The sequence below is a fragment of the Mycolicibacterium brisbanense genome (genome assembly GCF_001570425.1).
GTDB lineage: Bacteria > Actinomycetota > Actinomycetes > Mycobacteriales > Mycobacteriaceae > Mycobacterium > Mycobacterium brisbanense.
This window is the reverse complement of record NZ_BCSX01000024.1, coordinates 293,231-314,772: the sequence shown is the minus strand read 5'-3', so window position 1 is coordinate 314,772 and position 21,542 is coordinate 293,231. Positions and strand designations below refer to the sequence as shown.

General features: G+C 67.3%; 21 protein-coding genes and 3 tRNA genes. 8 read left to right on the top strand and 16 right to left on the bottom strand.

Annotated elements, in window-relative coordinates; genetic code table 11:
* Positions 1 to 5: 5 nt before the first annotated feature.
* Entirely contained in the window at positions 6 to 1,232 is a 1,227-nt protein-coding gene (locus RMCB_RS14240; protein ID WP_062829271.1) for an RNA polymerase sigma factor, read from the top strand.
* Between the two features lie 85 nt (positions 1,233 to 1,317).
* Here RMCB_RS14240 and rplA read toward each other — a convergent pair whose 3' ends face one another.
* The 13 genes from rplA to RMCB_RS14175 form a co-directional block, all read right to left on the bottom strand.
* Entirely contained in the window at positions 1,318 to 2,025 is a 708-nt protein-coding gene (rplA, locus tag RMCB_RS14235) for a 50S ribosomal protein L1 (RefSeq protein ID WP_029368123.1), read from the bottom strand.
* Positions 2,026 to 2,096: 71 nt separating this feature from the next.
* Positions 2,097 to 2,525, bottom strand: coding sequence for a 50S ribosomal protein L11 (gene rplK / locus RMCB_RS14230; protein ID WP_018598681.1), 429 nt, complete (start codon positions 2,523 to 2,525; stop codon positions 2,097 to 2,099).
* Positions 2,526 to 2,591: 66 nt separating this feature from the next.
* Complete coding sequence (gene nusG / locus RMCB_RS14225) at positions 2,592 to 3,443, bottom strand: transcription termination/antitermination protein NusG (protein WP_029368124.1); 852 nt, start codon at positions 3,441 to 3,443, stop codon at positions 2,592 to 2,594.
* A 27-nt stretch (positions 3,444 to 3,470) separates the two neighbouring features.
* Positions 3,471 to 3,923 (bottom strand): preprotein translocase subunit SecE, encoded by a 453-nt coding sequence (gene secE, locus RMCB_RS14220; RefSeq protein ID WP_029368125.1) that lies wholly within the window; start codon positions 3,921 to 3,923, stop codon positions 3,471 to 3,473.
* A gap of 68 nt (positions 3,924 to 3,991) precedes the next feature.
* Positions 3,992 to 4,064 (bottom strand) — tRNA-Trp (locus RMCB_RS14215).
* A 175-nt stretch (positions 4,065 to 4,239) separates the two neighbouring features.
* Positions 4,240 to 4,749: a (3R)-hydroxyacyl-ACP dehydratase subunit HadC gene (gene hadC, locus RMCB_RS14210; RefSeq protein WP_062829270.1), complete on the bottom strand. Its 510-nt coding sequence runs from the start codon at positions 4,747 to 4,749 to the stop codon at positions 4,240 to 4,242.
* Between the two features lie 13 nt (positions 4,750 to 4,762).
* Positions 4,763 to 5,191 carry a (3R)-hydroxyacyl-ACP dehydratase subunit HadB gene (hadB, locus tag RMCB_RS14205; RefSeq protein ID WP_029368128.1) on the bottom strand — a complete coding sequence of 143 codons (429 nt, stop codon included), beginning with the start codon at positions 5,189 to 5,191 and terminating at the stop codon, positions 4,763 to 4,765.
* On the bottom strand, positions 5,178 to 5,654 hold the full coding sequence (gene hadA, locus RMCB_RS14200; protein ID WP_062829269.1) for a (3R)-hydroxyacyl-ACP dehydratase subunit HadA: 477 nt from the start codon (positions 5,652 to 5,654) through the stop codon (positions 5,178 to 5,180). The genes hadB and hadA overlap by 14 nt, the downstream gene beginning before the upstream one ends.
* A gap of 10 nt (positions 5,655 to 5,664) precedes the next feature.
* Positions 5,665 to 5,832, bottom strand: coding sequence for a 50S ribosomal protein L33 (gene rpmG, locus RMCB_RS14195; RefSeq protein WP_023985310.1), 168 nt, complete (start codon positions 5,830 to 5,832; stop codon positions 5,665 to 5,667).
* Positions 5,833 to 5,867: 35 nt separating this feature from the next.
* Positions 5,868 to 5,941, bottom strand: a tRNA-Met gene (locus RMCB_RS14190).
* 33 nt (positions 5,942 to 5,974) lie between these two features.
* Positions 5,975 to 6,047: transfer RNA gene (locus RMCB_RS14185), tRNA-Thr, on the bottom strand.
* A gap of 118 nt (positions 6,048 to 6,165) precedes the next feature.
* Positions 6,166 to 7,401, bottom strand: coding sequence for a globin domain-containing protein (locus RMCB_RS14180; protein ID WP_062829268.1), 1,236 nt, complete (start codon positions 7,399 to 7,401; stop codon positions 6,166 to 6,168).
* Entirely contained in the window at positions 7,401 to 7,859 is a 459-nt protein-coding gene (locus tag RMCB_RS14175; RefSeq protein ID WP_062829267.1) for an RrF2 family transcriptional regulator, read from the bottom strand. The genes RMCB_RS14180 and RMCB_RS14175 overlap by 1 nt, the downstream gene beginning before the upstream one ends.
* Before the next feature lie 100 nt (positions 7,860 to 7,959).
* On the opposite strand from RMCB_RS14175, the gene RMCB_RS14170 reads away from it, so the two are divergent.
* From RMCB_RS14170 to RMCB_RS14155, 4 genes are all read left to right on the top strand, one after another.
* Complete coding sequence (locus tag RMCB_RS14170) at positions 7,960 to 8,673, top strand: MBL fold metallo-hydrolase (protein WP_062829266.1); 714 nt, start codon at positions 7,960 to 7,962, stop codon at positions 8,671 to 8,673.
* Positions 8,674 to 8,902: 229 nt separating this feature from the next.
* Positions 8,903 to 9,895, top strand: a complete 993-nt coding sequence (locus RMCB_RS14165) for a phospholipase effector Tle1 domain-containing protein (RefSeq protein ID WP_062829265.1) — start codon at positions 8,903 to 8,905, stop codon at positions 9,893 to 9,895.
* 67 nt (positions 9,896 to 9,962) lie between these two features.
* The gene (locus RMCB_RS14160; protein ID WP_062829264.1) at positions 9,963 to 10,805 is read left to right on the top strand and encodes a DUF8453 domain-containing protein; all 843 of its coding nucleotides are present in this window, start codon (positions 9,963 to 9,965) and stop codon (positions 10,803 to 10,805) included.
* Positions 10,806 to 10,831: 26 nt separating this feature from the next.
* Positions 10,832 to 11,530 (top strand): crotonase/enoyl-CoA hydratase family protein, encoded by a 699-nt coding sequence (locus RMCB_RS14155; protein ID WP_062829263.1) that lies wholly within the window; start codon positions 10,832 to 10,834, stop codon positions 11,528 to 11,530.
* A 63-nt stretch (positions 11,531 to 11,593) separates the two neighbouring features.
* On the opposite strand, the gene RMCB_RS14150 is transcribed toward RMCB_RS14155, so the two are convergent.
* Complete coding sequence (locus RMCB_RS14150; RefSeq protein ID WP_062829262.1) at positions 11,594 to 12,457, bottom strand: putative endonuclease domain-containing protein; 864 nt, start codon at positions 12,455 to 12,457, stop codon at positions 11,594 to 11,596.
* Positions 12,458 to 12,583: 126 nt separating this feature from the next.
* The gene (gene cynS / locus RMCB_RS14145; protein ID WP_062829542.1) at positions 12,584 to 13,039 is read right to left on the bottom strand and encodes a cyanase; all 456 of its coding nucleotides are present in this window, start codon (positions 13,037 to 13,039) and stop codon (positions 12,584 to 12,586) included.
* A 53-nt stretch (positions 13,040 to 13,092) separates the two neighbouring features.
* Between cynS and recC the strand changes: the two genes are divergently transcribed.
* Genes recC through recD form a run of 3 tightly spaced genes read left to right on the top strand, consistent with a single transcriptional unit; the run spans position 13,093 to position 21,201 of the window.
* Positions 13,093 to 16,317, top strand: a complete 3,225-nt coding sequence (gene recC, locus RMCB_RS14140) for an exodeoxyribonuclease V subunit gamma (protein WP_062829261.1) — start codon at positions 13,093 to 13,095, stop codon at positions 16,315 to 16,317.
* Positions 16,314 to 19,559, top strand: coding sequence for an exodeoxyribonuclease V subunit beta (gene recB / locus RMCB_RS14135; RefSeq protein ID WP_062829541.1), 3,246 nt, complete (start codon positions 16,314 to 16,316; stop codon positions 19,557 to 19,559). The genes recC and recB overlap by 4 nt, the downstream gene beginning before the upstream one ends.
* The gene (gene recD, locus RMCB_RS14130) at positions 19,552 to 21,201 is read left to right on the top strand and encodes an exodeoxyribonuclease V subunit alpha (RefSeq protein WP_062829260.1); all 1,650 of its coding nucleotides are present in this window, start codon (positions 19,552 to 19,554) and stop codon (positions 21,199 to 21,201) included. Before recB ends, recD begins: the two co-directional genes overlap by 8 nt.
* Here the strand turns inward: recD and RMCB_RS14125 are convergent.
* A complete protein-coding gene (locus RMCB_RS14125) occupies positions 21,198 to 21,347 on the bottom strand; it encodes a hypothetical protein (RefSeq protein ID WP_087074512.1) in 150 nt (49 codons plus the stop codon). The genes recD and RMCB_RS14125 overlap by 4 nt on opposite strands.
* Between the last annotated feature and the right edge of the window lie 195 nt (positions 21,348 to 21,542).

Sequence of the window (21,542 nt, the reverse complement as noted above, 5' to 3'; positions counted from 1 at the left end):
CCCCGGTGTCCCAGCTGGACGGCGTCTTCCGGCGGGAGTGGGGCCCCGCCGTGGCCACCATCGCGCGGTGGTCCGGCGATCTCGGTGTCGCCGAAGACGCCGTCCAGGACGCCTGCGCGCAGGCGCTGCAGAGCTGGCCGGCCGACGGGATGCCGGCCAATCCGGGCGCGTGGTTGACGACCGTCGCACGCAACCGGGCCCTCGACCGCCTGCAGCGTGAATCATCGCGTGCGGGAAAGGAATTGGCCGCAGTGTACGAGGCACGGGGCGGGGCGACGGGATATGGCACCGGGGCGAGCGAACTGCATCCCGTTCGCGACGACGAATTGCGGATGATGTTCACCTGCGCCCATCCGGCACTCGACCGGGCCTCGCAGTTGGCTCTCACGCTTCGGCTGATCTCCGGGCTCACGGTGGCCGAGATCGCCCGGGCGGTGCTGCAGTCCGAGGCTGCGGTAGGCCAACGGCTCACCCGCGCCAAACACAAGATCCGCCAGGCGAATATCCCGTTGCGAGTGCCGCCGCCGGAGCTACTGCCCGAACGCACGCCGCACGTGATGGCCTGCGTCTATTCGGTATTCACCGAGGGCTACTGGTCCAGCGGCGGCCCGTCGGCTATTCGGGACGAGCTGTGCGACGAGGGTGTGCGACTGGCCGGTGAATTGTGTTCGCTACTGCCTGCGGACCGGGACGCGCACGCATTGGCCGCCCTTGTCCTGCTGCATGATTCGCGTCGGCAGACCCGAGTGGACGACGAGGGCGCACTGGTGCCGCTCGACGAGCAGGACCGAAACCGTTGGGACCGTGGCCGTATCGCGCGCGGCCTGGATCAGCTGCGGCTCGCCGAAGGAGCGGCCGGACCCTATCTGCCGCAGGCGGTGATCGCGGCCCTGCACGCCACCGCACCGAGCTGGCAGCTCACCGATTGGTCCGTCATCTGCCAGGCCTACGACCGGCTGCTCGAGCTCGGCGAATCCCCGGTGGTACGCGCCAATCGCGCTGTGGCCGTTGCGTTTCGCGACGGCTTCGACGCCGGGCTGGCAGCGCTCGACGAGGTGGCGGACGATCCACGGCTGGCCCGCTCCAACCTTGTCGCCTCGATCCGGGCGGATCTGCTGCGCCGCGCCGGACGCAGCCGAGACGCCAAGCACTGGTACGGGATCGCGCTGGAGAGTGACAACGTCTCAGCACCGGCCGCGGCGTTCCTGCGTCGCCGCATCACCGAGTGTTGACTGCCCAGCACTGCCCAACAGACACAAAAGTCCCCCGACAACGGCGTGTCGGGGGACTTTTGTGTCTGCTCGCGCAGGGAGAAAATTACGCCTCGGTGAAGTTCCGGGTCACCGCCGGGTCGACCGGGATGCCCGGGCCCGTGGTGGTGGAGACGGTCACCTTCTTGAGGTAACGACCCTTCGAGGACGACGGCTTGGCGCGCAGCACCTCGTCGAGCGCGGCGCCGTAGTTCTCGGCCAGCTTGGCCTCGTCGAAGGACGCCTTGCCGATGATGAAGTGCAGGTTGGCCTGCTTGTCGACGCGGAAGTTGATCTTGCCGCCCTTGATGTCCTGAACGGCCTTGGCGACATCCGGGGTGACGGTGCCGGTCTTGGGGTTCGGCATCAGCCCGCGCGGGCCCAGCACGCGAGCGATCCGACCGACCTTGGCCATCTGGTCCGGAGTGGCGATCGCGGCGTCGAAGTCCAGGAAGCCGCCCTGGATCTTCTCGATCAGGTCGTCGCTGCCGACCACGTCAGCGCCGGCGGCAACAGCCTGCTCGGCCTTCTCCCCCACGGCGAACACCGCGACGCGCGCGGTCTTACCGGTGCCGTGCGGCAGGTTGACGGTGCCGCGGACCATCTGGTCCGCCTTGCGGGGGTCGACGCCCAGGCGGATGGCCACCTCGACGGTGGCGTCCTGCTTCTTGGACGACGTCTCCTTGGCCAGCTTCGCGGCCTCGAGCGGCGTGTAGAGCTTGTCCCTGTCGACCTTTTCGGCCGCTTCGCGATATGCCTTGCTGTTCTTGCTCATTGAGTCTCCTTGGTTCAGAAGTTGTGGTTGCGAGCCGATGCCAGCTCTCCCACGCAGTGCTTGCTGTCGAGCTACTCGACGGTGATGCCCATCGAGCGGGCGGTGCCTGCGATGATCTTCGCCGCGGCGTCGATGTCGTTGGCATTGAGATCGGCCTTCTTGGTCTCGGCGATCTCGCGCACCTGATCCCAGCTCACCTTGGCGACCTTGGTCTTGTGCGGTTCACCCGAACCCTTGGGCACGCCGGCAGCCTTGAGCAGCAGCCGAGCGGCGGGCGGGGTCTTGAGGGCGAACGTGAAGCTGCGGTCCTCGTAGACGGTGATCTCCACGGGGATGACGTTGCCGCGCTGCGACTCGGTCGCGGCGTTGTACGCCTTGCAGAACTCCATGATGTTGACGCCGTGCTGACCAAGCGCAGGGCCAACCGGCGGGGCAGGGTTGGCCTGCCCGGCCTGGATCTGCAGCTTGATGAGCCCGGCGACCTTCTTCTTCGGGGCCATGCTGTGGTGTTCCTTACTCGCTTATCCGAGGGCGCGTGCCGCGCCCGCTGTTCTAGCCGTTACCGGCTAAATCTTGGCGACCTGGGTGAAGGTCAGTTCGACAGGTGTTTCGCGGCCGAAGATGGACACCAGCACCTTGAGCTTCTGCTGTTCGGCGTTGACCTCGCTGATGGAGGCGGGCAGCGTCGCGAACGGACCGTCCATGACGGTGACGGACTCGCCGACCTCGAAGTCGACCAGGATCTCCGGACGCTCCAGCGTGGCCTCGGTGGAGGCGGCGGCAGCAGCAGCGGGTGCCTTGCCGGCCGCGGCCTTCTTGGCGGCACCCTGCGGCAGCAGGAACTTCACGACGTCGTCGAGCGCCAGCGGGGACGGCCGCGAGGTGGCACCGACGAAGCCCGTGACACCCGGGGTGTTGCGCACCGCGCCCCACGACTCGTCGTTGAGTTCCATGCGCACCAGGATGTAGCCCGGCAGCACCTTGCGGTTGACCTGCTTGCGCTGGCCGTTCTTGATCTCGGTGACCTCTTCGGTGGGCACTTCCACCTGGAAGATGTAGTCGCCGACGTCGAGGTTCTGAACGCGGGTCTCGAGGTTGGCCTTCACCTTGTTCTCGTAACCGGCGTAAGAGTGGATCACGTACCAGTCGCCGGGCCGCAGACGCAGGTCCTTCTTGAGTGCGACAGCCGGGTCTTCGTCTTCGTCGGCCGCGGGAGCTTCCTCGGCAGCCGGAGCGTCCTCGTCGGCCGCAGGCTCTTCGTCGGCGACAGCCTCCTCGGCGTCGCCGTCGGCGGTGTCCTCACCACCCGTGGTCTCTTCGACTGTTTCGTCGACGGTCTCCGCCACAACGGCATCTCCACCGTCTTCGACACTGACGGTCTCGTCGGCGAACGTCTCGTCGCCGTCGAACGTGGTCACGTTGTCAGTCCTCTCTCAAATTCCGGGTCAGGTGCCGAACACCAGCGACACCAGCCGCGCCAGGCCCAGGTCCACACCTGAAATCAGCGCGACCATGAACGCCAGGAAGACCAGCACCACCGAGGTGTAGCTGACCATCTGCTTGCGGTTGGGCCAGATCACCTTCCGAAGTTCGGCAACAACCTGCTTGAGGTAGTTGATGACGAACATGATCGGATTGCGCGACGGCCCGCCGGCAGCCTTCTTGGTCTTCTTGGCCTTGCCGGAGCCGTTCTTGGCGGCATCCTTCGACTCGGCGGTGTCCTCACCGCTGTCGGTCTCGTCGCCCTCAGCCTCGCTGGGCACTCCACGGCGGGACCGCTTACCGGTCGGGCGCAGCGGCCTGGTCACAACCGCGGTCTGACCGTGGTTGTCGCCGGAGCCATGGGCGTCGGTCCCAGTGTCGTCTGCGGAGCCGGCACCTTCGCGCTCGTCGCTCACCGCATGCCTTTCATCCTGGTTGCGTGGTCACCTTCCAGTGTCCACACCTTGTCGAATATTCAGTTGAGCAGGGGCGACAGGACTTGAACCTGCAACCTGCGGTTTTGGAGACCGCTGCTCTGCCAGTTGAGCTACGCCCCTTCAGCGATGGCAAGGTTTTACCTCGTCATCACGTCTTTCGTCCGGGGCTCACACAATTCGCGCGCTCCCCGTTCGCTCGATCAAGCCGACGGACAGCGCGCTGAAATGGGAAAAACCCCGAGAGCCGAGTGTACCCCGGCGTGGGTATCAACCACCAATCGCGTCGGCCACCCGGCTATTCCCCGACTGCCTTGCGGATGACCTGGCCGGTTTCCGGATCCCACTTGACCTGGATGGAATGGTCGCCTTCGTGACCCATCATCGTCGTGAAGGCCTCCAGCACGATCTCACCGTCGTCGTCGGTGCAGACGTTGTGGGTGACGACGATGTCCGCGCCGAACCGTTCGTCGACCGATTTGATCTCCATGACGGCGTGCAGCTGGTCGCCGGCCTTGAGCGGCCTGCGGTAGACGAACTTCTGATCCACCTGGACGATCTGCATGGTCTCCATGCCGACGTCGACGTGCTTGAAGAAATGCTGCTGAACCAGAAGCGCAAGAGTCGAGGCGAAGGTCAGCGGTGCGACCAGTGCGTCGTGACCCAGTTCGGCCGCGGCCGCCTCGTCGTGACTGGCCGGGTCGAAGGCCTTCACCGCCTTGGCGTACTGGCGGATCTGCTCACGGCCGATCAGGAACGGGTCCGGGTATTTCCAGACCATGCCGCGGATATCGGTCTTGAGAGCCATGCCCCCAACCTCCCTAAGCCAGTTGTGCGGTGGCGACAGCGCGCCCGAAGATCTTCTTCCCGCCGGTGGTGGCCGAGATGGCGATGGTGACCAGCTTGTCCTCGGGGTCGACGGACTTGATCCGGCCGTTGAAGACGATCTCCGCGCCGACGCCGTCGTTGGGCACCGGTACCACTGCGGTGAACCGGACGTTGTACTCCTTCACCGCGGCGGGATCGCCGACCCAGGAGGTGACGTAGCCGCCGCCGAGGCCCATGGTGAGCATGCCGTGCGCGATCGCGGTGTCGAGGCCGACCTGCTTGGCGATCTCGTCGTCCCAGTGGATCGGGTTCAGGTCGCCGGAAACACCCGCGTAGTTGACCAGGTCACTACGGGTCAACGGGATGACCTTCTCCGGAAGCGTGTCCCCGACCTTGACCGAACTGAACTCACGCAGCGCCATCAGTAAAGCCCTCTCCATCTTCGCCCGTGCGGCCCGCAAGGGCCGTAAAGGTCTCCTGCACAACGTCACCGGCGTCATCGGTGATGATGGTCTTGAACACGATGAGATCGGTGCCGTGCGCCTGCCGAACCGAGTCCACGTAGACATCCGCGTAGAGCTTGTCACCCGCGAAGATCGGCTTGAGGAACTTCAATGCCTGGTCGACCTGGACGATCTGGGCGTCCTCGACGGCGATCTTGGCGTCGTTCAAGAACGCCAATTGCGCCTGGTAGCCGAAAATGCAGATGAAGGTCAGCGCCGCAGGCAGCTTGGTGTGCCCAAGTTCAGCCGCGGCCTTCTCGTCGTGAAAGTACGCTTCGTCGTTCTTGACGGCGAGCGCGTGCTCCCGAATTTTCTCGCGACCGACCTCGTAGTGCTCGGGATAACGAAAATGCTTCCCGACGAGCTTCGACGATAGAGCCACGAGCGTTGGGCTACCGCGACTCTTTGTGCGGCTGGTGGTGTCCGCAGTTCGGGCAGAACTTCTTGATTTCCAGCCGGTCGGGGTCGTTGCGGCGGTTCTTCTTGGTGATGTAATTACGGTGCTTGCACACCTCGCAGGCCAAAGTGATCTTCGGCCGAACGTCCGTACTCGACGCCACGTCAGCTGCCCTCTTTCACGTCTTACTTGTCCCTGTAGCGGTGGGGGGGCTCGATCCCCCGACCTCACGATTATGAGTCGTGCGCTCTAACCAGCTGAGCTACACCGCCCCGATAGGCACGGGCATCGCTCCGCGACCACCGAGCCCCCTAACGGAATCGAACCGTTGACCTTTTCCTTACCATGGAAACGCTCTGCCGACTGAGCTAAGGGGGCCTACCTACTTCGGCCCGCGGCTGTAAGCCGTGGGCCTTAAAGAGGGTACAGCCTCCCCGGCAGCCGCACCAAACCGCTGGTCAACACGGCTGCCGGGAGGCTTTTTCGGCGCCGGCGGTCAGTCGAGCAGCCAATCGTTGGGCGCGAACAACTCGCAGTGCACCCGCTCAAGGCCGATCCCCCGCTCGCTCAGCTGGCTCCGTACGGCCGCGACGAAGCCCGCGCCACCGCACAGGTAGATCTCGGCGTCCGCCGGCAGTTCGATACCCGCCAGGTTCAGCAGGCCCGGGTGCACGCCGGGGGTGCCCGCGGTGATGCCGTCCTCGTACCAGACGTCGAGGACGGCGTTGGGCAATGCCTCGACCAGCTCGTGCTGGCGTTCCCGCAGCGGATGACTGGTGTCGCTGCGATCCGCGTGCAGCACCCGCACGTGGGTCTCCGGCCGCTCGGCGGCGACGTGCTCAAGGATCCCGATCATCAGGGTGATGCCGATGCCCGCCGAGATCAGCACCAGCGCCTTGCCCTCGGCACCGGACGCATGCAGGTCGCCGAACGGTACGGTGACGTCGAGCAGATCTCCGACGCACAGGTTGGCGCGAATCCAGTTCGACACCTCACCTGCGGGCTGGGCCGAGGTCCCGTCGACCGGCTTCACCGCGAAGGTCAGATCGGTGGTTCCGGCGTCGTTGACGAGGCTGTACTGCCGCAGCTGACGGGCGCCGTCGGGCAGCGTCACACCCACCGAAACATATTGTCCTGGAAGGAAATTCACGGGCGCATCGGAGCGGACCGTGACAAGCACGGCGCCCGACGGGTCGTCGACGCGCGAGACCACCCGCAGCCGGCGGAACACGTTCCCGGACTCGACACCCGCGTCGGAGTAAAGCCCGTTCTCCAGCTCGATGAGCGTGTCGGCCATGATCCAGTACACGCGGTCCCAGGCTTCGGCCACCTCGGCCGTCACCGTCTCGGCGCCCAGCACGTCGACGATCGCCGCGAACAGATTCTCGTGGACTACCGGGTACAGGTCGGCGGTCACACCCAGCGACGCGTGCTTGTGCCCGATCCGCGACAGCAGTTCGGCCGGATGCGGCAGCGCCGGGTCGACCAGATGTGTGGCGAACGTCGCGATCGACGCGGCCAGCGCGCGCTGCTGCGATCCCTGCGCCTGGTTGCCGCGGTTGAACAAGTTGCGCAACAGCGCCGGATGGCTGCCGAACAGCCGGCGGTAGAACTCCGTGGTGATCTCGTCGATGTGGGCACCGATCAGCGGCAGTGTCGCCGTGACGATCTCGGCGTGGTGCGGCTCGAGCTCGACCCTTACGGCTGAGGGTTCGGGCGTGGTGACGGTCATCATTGGGTCCTTTCTCCGGTGAGTTGCAGAACAATCGGGAGGCCGGCCGAAAAGCCGATGCCTCCAGACAGATCGGCGACCGTGTAGCGGTCGAGTTCGGCGTAGAACGCCGCTTTGGCCTCGGCCAGCGCGCGGCGCAGCCGGCATGCGGCGATCAACGGGCACGGGTTGTCGCCGCCGCATTCGATGACCTCGCGGTCGCCTTCGAGTTCACGTACCAGCGCGCCGATCGATGCCGTACGGCCCGCCTCGGTCAGCACCAGGCCCCCGACCCGGCCACGCCGGGCGTGCACCATGCCGAGCTCCGCCAGCCTCGATACGGCCTTGGCGACGTGATGTTCGGACGCGTTGGCGCTCACCGCGATGGTGCGCGTGGTGACCCGGCGGCCGGCCGACTCCGCCGAGGCCAGCAGCATCAGCGTGCGCAGGCCCAGGTCGGTGAACCGGGTGAGTTGCATGGCTTGACGCTATTAAATTCCGCATTCACCATGCGACTTTTAGCGCTGTGCTCTTAAACACCGCGTGACGTGCGGTTTTTTGACCTGCAATGATGGGCAGATGCCTCAGGACCGCCTCTACTTCAAGCAGCTGTTGTCCGGCCGCGACTTCGCCGCGGACGACATGATCGCCCAGCAGATGCGCAATTTCGCCTATCTGATCGGCGACCGCGAGACCGGCGAGGCCCTGGTGGTCGACCCCGCCTACGCCGCGGACGATCTGGTCGACGCACTGGAAGCCGACGGCATGCGCTTGGCGGGCGTGCTGGTCACCCACCATCACCCCGACCACGTCGGCGGGTCGATGATGGGCTTCGAGCTCAAGGGCCTGGCCGAACTGCTGGACCGCATCGAGGTGCCCGTGCACGTCAATACCCATGAGGCCGACTGGGTTTCGCGCGTCACCGGCATCCAGCTGAGCAGCCTGACCCGCCACCAGCACGGCGACAAGGTCAGCGTCGGCGCCGTCGACATCGAATTGCTGCACACACCCGGCCACACCCCCGGCAGTCAGTGCTTCCTGCTCGACGGGCGGCTGGTCGCCGGCGACACGCTGTTCCTCGAGGGCTGTGGCCGCACCGACTTTCCTGGCGGCAACGTCGACGACATGTTCCGCAGCCTGCAAGCGCTGGCCCAGTTGCCCGGCGACCCGACGGTGTTTCCCGGCCACTGGTACTCGGCCGAGCCCAGCGCGCCACTGGCCGAGGTCAAGCGCAGCAACTACGTGTACCGCGCTTCGGACCTGCAGCAGTGGCGCTCGCTGATGGGTGGCTGACGGCCGCCTGCAAGGCTCGCCGAGCACGGATCTGAGCGGCTTCCCGACCGGGCTGCACGGAACTTTCCTGCATGTCGCGGTGCTGTAGCCGACTTCGTCGGCAATACCGTTGCATACGCAAAAACCCGCGTGAATGGGCAAATAGAGTAGCGCAATACTCAGGACACCGTATCGATACCCCGGCAAACTGATTGAGCAGTCTTCCTCGTTTGTTCGGTCGGGGGTCGTTGTGAAAAACATAGTGCTGTGTTTCGACCACACAGATGAGCGTCCCGGTCCCCGAGACGCGACCAACACTGAGGCGTTGTTCCGGTTGCTGGACATCGACGACGAGCAGCTCGGCTGGTATCACTCGGGCGCTACGTCGTCGCGCGTGAGATTCTCCCGGCGCCGTCGCGCCACCGCGGTGACCGAAGCCCGCAGCGCACTCCTGGAGGCCTACCGCTTTCTCGCTGACTGCTGGGAACCCGGCGATGCCATCTACCTTTTCGGCGGCGCGGACGGCGGCCATCGGGCCCGCGAGCTGGCAGCGCTGCTCGGATCGGTGGGGTTGTTGCCGGAGGGGTCCGACGATCTGGTCAGCTACGCGCTGGCCACCTACGCCCTGCCCCGCACGGCACGCACTCCGCAGGACTGGGAACATGTCAAAGGGTTGGCCGCCGAGTTGATCGGCAATGCCGAAAGCACCGTTCCCGTAAGGTTTTTGGGCCTTTGGGATGCTGCCAGGATTCCCGGTGCCGGCCGCCGGACCGCCCCGCTGACCAATGTCGAAAGCGGGCGCCACGCGCTGGCCATCGACGCGCTGCGCCCGGCGTGGCGTGACGATGGCGCCATCGACGAGGTGTGGTTCCGCGGCGGGCATTGCGACATCGCAGGCGGCACCGGCGCGTGCTGGGCGCTCGCCGACATCGCCATGGACTGGATGCTCGACGGCGCCGTCGAGGCGGGCCTGCGGGTGCCTGTGCGCCTGTCCACTCCCACCGACCTGGATGCGCTGGCCGGTACCGCCCCGACCTTCGGCATGGTCCGGCCGCCGCTGGACGCGGCCGTGCACGCCAGTGTCGAGCTGTATCTCCGCGCGCATCCGCAGTACTGGCGGCGCCTGCCGGCCCGCATCGAGTGGGCCGATGCCGACTGGCTGGCGCGCGGCGAGCGACTGCTGCCCGTGCCGGTCAAAACCGAGCCCGAGGCGCCCGTCGTCCTCACGGCGGCCGCTTCCTGAAACTTTGCTGACCGCGTTCGGCCCGGCACTCTTCCGTACGTGATATAAGCCTGTGGTGGGGACTTTTATGCGCATCACGGGTTCAATCACCGATCGGGGGCGCGAGTTGGCTGAGTTCGATCCCGGTGCGTGGACGGCGCTGGCGGCGTGGGTCGCCATCGCCGTCGTCGTCGCCGCACTGATCTACGGGTGGCGGCAGTACCTCAAGGCCAGGGACAAGCGCGCCGAACTGACCCAGCCGAACGTCTCGATGTTCATGGAGCCCAGCGGCTCCGACTGGCATCTGGTCGAGCTGGTCGTGCGCAACTACGGCCAGACCCCCGCCTACGGGCTGCGCTTCGAATTCGCCAACCCGCCCACCGTCGGCAAGTACGAGAGTTCCTACGACGACAACTACGTCGACATCGTGCCCCTCAATCTGCCCGCGGAGATTCCCTATCTGGCCCCGTCGCAGGAATGGCGGATGGTGTGGGATTCGGCGCTGGACCGCAAACAGCTCGGCGAGGCCATCGCGTCGCGATTCGACGGCGCCGTCACCTATTACGATCAGCCGCCCTCCGGCGGCAAGCCTGCCGGCAAGAAGTTCCGCAACACCGCCGTCCTCGACTGGGCCACGCTGCCGCCGGTGGACCGCATGGAATTGCTGACCACCCACGACCGGGCCCGCCAGGAGAAGCAGAAGCTGGAGCTGCTGCGCGGCGTCCTCAACTACTTCCAGTACGCGGCCAAGGAAACCGACGAGCAAACGCTGCGTTCGGAGATCAACCGCATCAACGCACTCGGTGCCGAGGTCCGGGAGCGGTGGAAGAGCCGCTACGAGACCACCGACGACGAGGACGACGACGAGGATTACGACGACGACGATCCCGAGACCGAGCTGATCAATCCCCGCGGGCGCCACAACGCCTGAATTCGCCCGCCCGTAGCATCTGAGCGATGAGCAGCCTGGTGAGCTACGAGCTCAACGAGTCCGTCGCGACCATCACGCTGGATGATGGCAAGGTCAACGCGCTGTCGCCGGCCATGCAGAGCGAAATCAACGCCGCGCTCGACCGCACCGTGGAGGACGGCGCCAAGGCCGTCGTGCTGGCCGGCAACGCCAAGGTGTTCAGCGGCGGCTTCGATCTGAGCGTCTTCGCATCGGGCGACACCGAAGCGACACTGGCCATGCTGGCCGGCGGTTTCGAGCTCTCGCTGCGCTGCCTGACCTTCCCGGTCCCGGTCATCATGGCCGCGACCGGACCGGCGATCGCGATGGGATCGTTCCTGCTGCTCTCCGGTGATCACCGGGTGGGTTCGCCCAAATCCCGTTGCCAGGCCAACGAGGTCGCCATCGGTATGACGCTGCCGATCGCCGCGATCGAGATCATGCGGATGCGCTTGACCCGCGCGGCGTTCCAGCGGGGCGTATCGATGGCCGCGACGTTCGCGGGCGACGCCGCAATCGCGGCAGGGTGGCTCGACGAGATCGTGGAACCCGACGCCGTGCTGACCCGCGCCCAGCAGGTGGCCGCCGAAGCGTCGACGACCCTGAACGCCGGCGCCCACGTCGGCAGCAAGCTCAAGGCCCGCGCCGACGCGATCCTCGCCATCCGCGCCGGAATTGACGGCCTGCCAACCGAATTCGCGGGATAAGCCCGTATCTGCTCCGCGTGCGTAACGCAGTGGCGGCAATTAGGCCGATTTCCCGCCGTGGCGTTACGCACGCGAGGCCCAGGCCGTGGCAAGCCTCTTCAGGATGCCGCCCTTGCCGTCGCGGCACGTGACACGGATGACGATCCAGCCGGTTCTCGTCATCTCCTCGACGCGCAGAATGTCCTTGCGCAGCTGGTCGGGATCCAAGTGGTCGCGACCTTCATATTCGAGCCCGATCTTCATGTCCGGCCACGCCATGTCGACCTCGCCGATCAGGACGCCGAACTCGTTGTAGATGGGGTACTGCGTTTCGGGCGGCGGGTAACCGGCATGCGTTTCGGGCGGCGGGTAACCGGCATGCACGACCAGGAGCCGCAACCACGTTTCGCGTGGCGATTCCGCGCCCGGGTCAACCAGGGCAATTGTGGTGCGTGCCTGCTTGATACCCCTGCGACCAGAGTGCCGCTGGGCCGCCAATTCGATATCGGCCACCTTCATTTTCGTCGCTCGGGCCAGCGCGTCGATCGCAGGCACCGCGGTTGCCTCGGGGAACTTGCAGGCCAGATCCACAGCAGTGCGCACTGCAGTGGTGACGCGCATGCCGGCAATCAGGCATATTTCGTCGTCCTCGAGCGCATCACTCCACGTGACGATGGCGCGGGCCGGTCGCCGATTGGTGTCGATGATGTATGCCGGGAGCTCGGCGTCGACCCAGCGCGAGCCGTGCATGGCCGACGCCGAGAACCCCGCCAGCACTCCATGCCGTCGTGACCGCAACCAGCACGCCTTGGCCCGAAGCACCGCCGTCGGCCGAGTTCCCCTTGCCACATAAACGTCCTGGTGTACGGCAACAAATCGAGTGCGCAGATCGTGGCGGGTCAGACGCCCCGCTGCGAGAGCTTCGCTGCCGATGAATGGTTCCCCCATGACGGGAGTGTGCCCCCGGGTACCGACAGCTCCGCGTACGTAACGCGGTGACGGTAATTCGGCCGATTTCCCGCCGTGGCGTCACGCACGCGGCCGTCGGCGCTCTCTGGTGCCGAACGCGCCCAACTAGTCGACCGCGGCGGTCCAGTCATACGGCAGGAACTTGCCGTCGAAGGTCACCACCACGCGATCGCCCGCGGGGTTGGACTTCTTGGCGATGTCGACGCTGAAGTTGATGGCGCTCATGATGCCGTCGCCGAACTGCTCGTGGATCAGTTCCTTGAGCGCCGGGCCGTACACCTGCAGAGCCTCGTAGAAGCGGTATATGGTCGGGTCCGTCGGCACCGCGGTCGGCAGCCCGCCACGCATCGGCACGGCAGCCAGCACCGGCACCACAGTCGGGTCCAGCCCGAGCATCTCGACCAGCACCTTGCCCTGCTCCGGCGGGATCGGATGTTGACCGAGCAGCGCCGAGGTGGTCCACACCACGGGCCGGTCGATGGCGTCGGCGAGTTGCTGCCAGGTCAGCCCCTTGGAGAGTCGGGCCAGCACGATCTCTTCGGTGATTTCATCTCGGGTCACGGCACCATCATCCATGCGCGGCAGTGTCGGTGGCGCGCCATAGGGTAGGGGCGATGGCACTGCATCTGCACCGGGCTGAGCGCACGGACCTGCTCGCCGACGGGCTGGGCGCTCTGCTGGCTGACGCACTGCCCGATCCGTTCGCCGAGGAGCTGGTGCTGGTTCCGGCCAAGGGCGTCGAGCGGTGGCTGAGCCAACGGCTCTCCAACCGGCTCGGCGTCTGCGCCGCTGTCCGGTTCCGTAATCCTCGGTCGCTGATCGCCGAGATCACCGGAACGCAGGACGACGATCCATGGTCACCCGAGGCGCTCGTGTGGCCGCTGCTGGCGGTCATCGACGAAAACCTGGAGGCGCCATGGTGCACGGCCCTGGCCACCCATCTGGGGCGGTTCGAGGGTGGTGAGGAACGCGAGCTGCGGCAGGGCCGTCGTTACGCGGTGGCGCGGCGGCTCGCCGGGATCTTCGCGTCCTACGCCCGGCAGCGCCCGCAGCTGCTCATCGACTGGGCGGGTATCCCCGACGACCTGGCCTGGCAGCAGCCGCTGTGGCAGGCGCTCACGGCTCGCATCGATGCCGACCCACCTCACATTCGGCATGCGAAAACCCTTGCGCGACTGCAGGAATCTCCCAGCGATGTGCCCGAGCGGCTGTCCCTGTTCGGGCACACCCGGCTACCGGTGACCGAGATCGAGCTGCTCGACGCCCTGGCCGTGCACCATGATCTGCACCTGTGGCTGCCGCATCCGAGCGACCGGCTGTGGCAGGCGCTGGCCGCCGTGAAGGGCGCGGTGCCGCGCCGCACTGATACGAGCCACCGCGCGGTCACCCACCCGCTGTCGGCGACCCTGGGCCGCGACCTGCGCGAGCTGCAACGGCTGCTTCCCACCCCCGCCACTGACGAATTCCTCGGCGCACCAGGCCATCCCGAAACCCTGCTGGGCTGGTTGCAGTCCGATATCGCCGCCGACGAGGTGCGCCCGCAGGGCCGGGTGCACCGTCCCGAAGACCGGTCGGTGCAAGTGCACAGCTGCCACGGCCCGGCGCGCCAGATCGACGTGCTGCGCGAGGTGCTGCTGGGTCTGCTGGCCGACGATCCGACGCTTGAGCCGCGCGACATCCTCGTGATGTGCCCCGACATCGAGACCTACGCGCCGCTGATCACCGCGGGCTTCGGGCTCGGCGACGTGGTGCACGGCGCCCATCCCGCGCACCGGCTGCGGGTCCGGCTCGCCGATCGTGCGCTGGTGCAGACCAATCCGTTGTTGGCGGTGGCGGCGCGACTGCTGACCCTCGCCGGAGGCCGGGCGGGTGCGAGCGAGGTGCTCAACCTGGCCGAGTCGGCTCCGGTGCGGGCCCGGTTCGGTTTCACCGACGACGATCTGGATGCCGTCACGGCGTGGGTCCGCGAAGCCAACATCCGCTGGGGCTTCGACCAGGAACACCGTCGCCCCTACGGCGTCGACTTCCTGCACAACACCTGGCGGTTCGGCGTCGACAGGGTGCTGGCCGGTGTCGCGATGTCCGACGATTCGCACGCCTGGCTGGGTACCACGCTGCCGCTCGACGATGTCAGCAGCAATCGGGTGGAGCTGGCCGGGCGTTTCGCCAACTTCGTCGAGAAGCTGCACAACGCGGTACGGGGGCTCAGCGGCACCAAGACGCTCGCGCAGTGGCTGGCCGAACTGACCGCCGACATCGACGCGCTCGCATTCGACGACGAGGACTGGCCGCGCACCCAGGTACAGCGCGAATTCGACGACATCCTCGCGACCGCCGAAACCTCGACCACGTTGCGGCTGAGCGATATTCGCGCGTTGCTGGAGCGGCACCTGGCCGGTCGACCCACCCGCGCCAACTTCCGGACCGGCACGCTGACGGTGTGCACCATGGTCCCCATGCGCTCGGTGCCGCACCGCGTGGTGTGTCTGGTCGGTTTGGACGACGGCGTGTTCCCCCGCCTTGGCGCGGTCGACGGCGACGACGCGCTGGCCCGCGACCCGGTGACCGGCGAACGCGACATCCGTTCGGAGGACCGGCAGTTACTGCTCGACGCGATCGGCGCGGCCACCGAGACGCTCGTCGTCACCTACACCGGCGCCAACGAGTACTCCGGGCAACCCCGCCCACCCGCGGTGCCCCTGGCCGAGCTGCTCGACACCCTGGATATCACCACCGAGCAGCCGGTGGACGTGGTGACGCATCATCCGTTGCAGCCGTTCGACATTCGCAACGTCATCCCCGGCGCCATGGTGCCCGGTGAACCGTTCACCTTCGACCCGACGGCGTTGACGGCCGCACAAGCCAACACCGGCCAACGTGCCGAGCGCCCGGCGTTTTTCGCTGATCCGCTGCCGCCGCCACCCCCTGACGACGTGGTGCTGGCGGATCTCGTGAGCTTCTTCAACGACCCGGTGAAAGGCTTCTTCCGGGCTCTGGACTACACCCTGCCGTGGGAGGTCGAGGGTGTCTCGGATGTGATGCCCGTCGACATCGACGCGTTGGAGGAGTGGACGGTCGGCGACCGCATGCTGCATGACATGCTGCGCGGCCTCGCCCCGGCCGATGCGCAGCAGGCCGAGTGGCGCCGCGGCACCCTGCCGCCGGGACAACTCGGCTGGCGCACGGCAGGCGCCATCCGCGAGCAGTGCGCGGCGCTGGCTGCCGAAGCACAGCACCACCGCGACGTGGACTCTCAGGCCTACGACGTCGACATCGACCTGGGTGGTGGGCGCCGCCTCACCGGCACCGTGTCCCCCGTCTTCGGCGAGCGCCTGGTCTCGGTGACCTACTCCAAACTCGACGGCAAGCATCTGCTGCAGTCGTGGATTCCCTTGCTGGCGTTGGCCGCCCAGTATCCCGACAGGGAGTTCTCAGCCGTGTGCATCGGCCGCCCCAGGCGCGGGACGACGCCCCGCGCCGAGGGGCTGGGCAGCCCGGACGATGCAGTTGAGCTGTTGATCGACCTGGTGCGGATCTACGACGCGGGCCGCAGGGAGCCGTTGCCGCTGCCTGCGAAGACGTCATACGCGTGGGCGGTGGCCCGGCACACCGGCGACGATCCCGAGCAGGCCGCCGGATATCGCTGGCGCAGTGGCAATTACCCGGGCGAGGACCAACAGCCCGCGCATGTGCGGGCCTGGGGTCGCGGCGCGTGGCTGCGGGATCTCATGCAGCCGCTGCGCCCCGGGGAAGAGGTCGCGGGCGAGACCAACCGGCTCGGCGCCTACTCGGCCCGGCTGTGGTTGCCGATGCTGCGAGCCGAAAGGGCGGCGCGGTGAAGGTTTTCGATCTGCTCGGGCCGCTACCGAGCCCCAACACCACGACGGTACTCGAGGCCAGTGCCGGCACCGGCAAGACGTTCGCGCTGGCCGGCCTGGTCACCCGGCTGATCGCCGAGGGCGCTGCGACGCTGGATCAGATGTTGCTCATCACGTTCGGCCGGGCCGCCAGTCAAGAGCTGCGCGAGCGCGTCCGCGATCAAATCGTCTGTGCGCTGGCCGCATTGACCGACCCGGCACGGGCCCGCAACGATCTGGAGACCTACCTGATCGCCGAGGATCAGGACGCCCGCAGGCAGCGGCTGCGCGACGCCCTCGCGGGATTCGATGCCGCCACCATCGACACCACTCACCAGTTCTGCCAGATCGTGCTGAAATCCCTTGGTGTCGCAGGAGACAGCGACTCCGGGGTGACGCTGGCGGAGAGCCTCGACGACCTGGTGTGCGAGATCGTCGACGACCTGTACCTGTCGCGGTTCGGCGCACAGAAAGACCACCCGCTGCTGGACTACGCGGCCGCGCTGCGGCTGGCCCGCACCGTGGTGGCCAATCCGGCCACCGAGCTTCGGCCCACCGATCCCGACCCGGATTCACCGGCCACCGTCCGGCTGAGCTTCGCCCGGGATGTGCTGGCCGAGTTGGAGATCCGCAAGCGGCGTCGCGGCGTCCTGGGCTACGACGATCTGCTGACCCGGTTGGCCACCGCGTTGGTGGACCCCGACTCCCCCGCCCGCGTACGCATGCATCAGCGCTGGCCGATCGTCATGGTCGACGAATTTCAGGACACCGACCCGGTGCAGTGGCAGGTGATCGAACGGGCCTTCTCGGGGCATTCCACCCTGATCCTGATCGGTGACCCCAAGCAGGCCATCTACGCGTTCCGCGGCGGCGACATCGACACCTACCTGCGGGCCGCCGCGACCGCCGGGGACAAACAGACGCTGGGCACCAACTGGCGCAGCGACAGTGCTCTGGTGGACCGCCTGCAGGTGGTGTTGCGCGGCGCTCACCTCGGCGGCTCCGACATCGTGGTCCACGACGTGACGGCCCACCATCAGGGCCATCGACTGGCCGGTGCACCACACAATGACCCGTTTCGATTGCGAGTGGTGAGCCGCAACGGCAAGGACGCCAAGACCATTCCGATCGACCGGCTGCGCACCCACATCGGCAGGGATCTGGCCGCCGATATCGGGGCACTGTTGACCAGCGGGGCGACCTTCGACGGCAGGCCGGTGCAGGCCCGCGACATCGCCGTCATCACCGAGACCCACAAAGACGCCAGGGCGTGCCACACCGCACTGCTGACGGCCGGCATCCCCGCGGTGTACACCGGGGATTCCGACGTGTTCAACTCCGAGGCCGCCGAGGACTGGCTCTACCTGCTCGAGGCGTTCGACCAGCCGCACCGCACCGGGCTGGTGCGCGCGGCCGCGGCCACCATGTTCTTCGGCGAGACCGCGGAAACCCTTGCCGCGGGCGGGGATGCGCTCACCGACCGGATCGCCGACACGTTGCGCACCTGGGCCGGCCATGCGCGCGAGCGGGGCGTCGCGGCCATCTTCGAGGCCGCCCAGCTGGCCGGTATGGGCCGACGTGTACTCGCGTGGCAGGGCGGCGAGCGGTTGATGACCGACCTTGCGCACATGACCCAGCTGCTGGGCGATACCGCGCACCGGGAAGGGTTCGGGCTGCCCGCGCTGCGCGACTGGTTGCGCACCCAGCGCTCCGAGGGTGGCGGTGAGACCGAACGCAACCGCCGCCTCGACAGCGACGCCGCGGCCGTGCAGATCATGACGGTGTGGGTCAGCAAGGGGCTGCAGTATCCGATCGTGTATCTGCCGTTCGCGTTCAATCGCTATGTGCCCGAACCGGATCTGATCCTGTTCCATGACGACGGCGTGCGGTGTCTGCACATCGGAGGTGCCGATCCGGCGGTGGCCCGCGCCGGCCGCGCCGAGGCGGCCGCCGACGACAGCCGGCTGACCTACGTGGCGATGACGCGCGCCCAGTCGCAGGTGGTGGCGTGGTGGGCGCCGTCGCGCGATGAGCCCAACGGCGGGTTGTCGCGGCTGCTGCGGGGCCGGCGGCCCGGCGAGTCGGCGGTGCCGGACAAGTGCACGCCGGTCAAGATCAGTGACGCCGACGCGCTGGACCGGCTCCGGGCGTGGGAGGCCGCGGGCGGCCCGGTGATCGAGGAGTCCGTCGTCGAGGGGTTCACCCCGGTGCCGGCACCGGCGCCGGCCGAGCACTTGGCCACCCGGCACTTCCACCGCGCCATCGACACGTCGTGGCGGCGGACGTCGTACTCGGGTCTGCTTCGTGCAGCAGAGGATTCGGGTGTCACCAGCGAGCCGGAGGTCACCGAGCTCGACGATGAGATCGACGGCGTCGACGATGTTCTCGCGGTGCCGCCCGTCACCGGCAGCGATGTTCCGTCACCGATGGGCAAGCTGCCCACCGGCGCCGCGTTCGGATCGCTGGTGCACGCGGTGCTGGAGACCGCCGACCCGTTCGCCTCCGACCTCGGTGCCGAGTTGGCCAGCCACGTGCGGACGCATTCGGCGCGCTGGCCGGTCGAGGTCGACGCCGACGAGTTGGCGGCCGCGCTCGTCCCCATGCACGACACTCCCTTGGGCCCGCTGGCTCCCGGCGTGACATTGCGCCATATCGGGTTGCGAGACCGGTTGCGGGAATTGGACTTCGAGTTCCCGATGGCCGGTGGCGACCTGCGGGCCGGCACGTTCGCCCGGCTTGCCGATGTCGGCGCATTGCTGAGCACCCATCTGCCCGCCGACGATCCCATGGCGTCTTATGCCCAGCGGTTGTCCGGCGGAGTCCTCGGCAGCCAGCCGTTGCGTGGATACCTGTCGGGTTCGGTCGACGCGGTGCTGCGCGTCGAATCCCGCTTCGTGGTGGTGGATTACAAGACCAACTGGCTGGGCACGGGCGACGCCGAGCTGACTGCCGCCGACTACACCCGCGAGCGCATGGCCGAGGCCATGCTGCATTCGGACTATCCGCTGCAGGCCCTGCTGTACAGCGTTGTGCTGCACCGGTTCCTGACGTGGCGACTGCCCGGTTACGATCCGGCGACCCACCTCGGTGGGGTGATGTACCTGTTCGTCCGCGGCATGTGCGGGGCCGCGACCCCCGTTGTGGATGGCCATCCGGCCGGGGTGTTCAGCTGGGAGCCGCCCGCCGCGCTCGTGGTGGCAGTGTCGGAGTTGCTCGATGCTTGATCATTTCGCCGAGATCCTCGAGCCCGCCGATGTGCAGGTGGCGCGACGGCTCACCGTGCTGGGCGGCGAGGGCGACGATTCCGTGACACTTGCCGTTGCGCTGGCGGTGCGGGCCCTGCGTGCCGGTTCGGTATGCGTGGATCTGCGGTCGGTGGCTGCGCAGGTCGATCTGCCCGATCTGCCGTGGCCCGAGCTGGACACGTGGCTGGCCGCGGTGAGCGCGAGCCCGCTGCTGAGCACCGGGCCGGTGCTGCGACTGTTCGACGAGCAGCTGTATCTGGATCGGTACTGGCGCGAGGAACAACAGGTGCGTGACGACGTGCTGACGCTCGTCGGCACCCGCCCGCCCGGGGCCGTCCCCGACGTATCACGGCTGTTTCCAACGGGATTCGACGAGCAGCAGGCAGCCGCGGAGGTGGCGCTGTCGCATGGCCTGACGGTCTTGACCGGCGGCCCCGGAACCGGCAAGACCACCACGGTGGCGCGGCTGCTGGCCTTGCTGGCAGAGCAGGCGGCGCTGACCGGTAACCGGTCGCTGCGCATCGCGCTCGCCGCACCGACCGGCAAGGCAGCGGCCCGACTGCAGGAAGCTGTGCAGTTGGAAGTGGACCGGCTCGACCTCGTCGACCGCCGACGACTGGCCGGGTTGCAGGCCACCACCCTGCATCGGCTGCTCGGTCCGCGGCCGGACACCTCGTCGCGGTTCCGGCACCACCGCGGAAATCGGTTGCCGCACGACGTGATCGTCGTCGACGAGACGTCGATGGTGTCACTGACGATGATGGCACGGCTGCTGGAGGCGGTGCGGCCGCAGACCCGCCTGCTGCTAGTGGGCGATCCCGATCAGCTGGCGTCGGTGGAGGCCGGTGCGGTGCTGGCCGATCTGGTCGAGGGGCTGGGATCGCGTGGGGTGGCGGCGTTGCGGACATCGCATCGGTTCGGCAAGTCGATCGGCGCGCTCGCGACGGCGATCCGGGTCGGTGACGCCGATGCGGCGCTGCACGTGCTGGCCACGGGTGACGAGCACATCGAGTGGGTGACCACCGACATCACCGAGCGGTTGCGGGAAGTCGTTGTGCCACATGCCGTTACGCTACGACAGGCGGCGATCCTCGGCGATGCGAAGGCGGCGCTGAGAACTCTCGACGAGCATCGCCTGTTGTGCGCGCATCGGCGCGGGCCGGCCGGCGTCATGCACTGGAACCGTCAGGTGCAGCGCTGGCTCACCGACGAAACGGGCGAACCGCTGTGGGCGTCATGGTATGTCGGGCGCCCAATCTTGGTGACCGCCAACGACTACGGACTCAAGCTGTACAACGGGGACACCGGCGTCACCGTCGCGACGCCGGACGGACTGCGCGTCGCGGTGGGCGGCAACGGATCGTTTGCGACGGGCCGCCTCACCGAGGTGGAGACCATGCATGCCATGACGATCCACAAGTCGCAGGGCAGCCAGGCCGACGAGGTGACCGTGCTGCTGCCGGACATCGAGTCGCGTCTCCTGACGCGCGAACTCCTCTACACCGCGGTCACCCGGGCCAAGACACGCGTGCGCGTCGTCGGGACCGAAGCCGAGGTACGCGCGGCCATCACCCGGCAGGCGGTCCGCGCGACCGGCCTGCGGAAGCGGCTCAGAACCTAAACGGCCCGCCCGGCGAAGAACGCGCCGGAGATGAGGCCGATGGTGATGGCCAACGTGGGCAAACCCATCACGACCGCGACGACGACGGCTGCGATTGCGACGAGGCCCAGCACCAGCAGGAGACTGCCAATAAATGCTCCGACCATGACCGCCCTTTCTATGGTTGCGGTCACACTGTAGCTCGCTTGTGGGTTGAATCACAGCCAGATCGCGCGTCGATTTGGTTAACAATTTCGAGGCGAAATGTATAGCCGAGCTTGGTGAATGCATTCAGAGAAAGGCTGCCTTTGGCCAGGCCGTCTCTACGCGAGTTAACCCAACCGACGCCATGAGTGCACGCC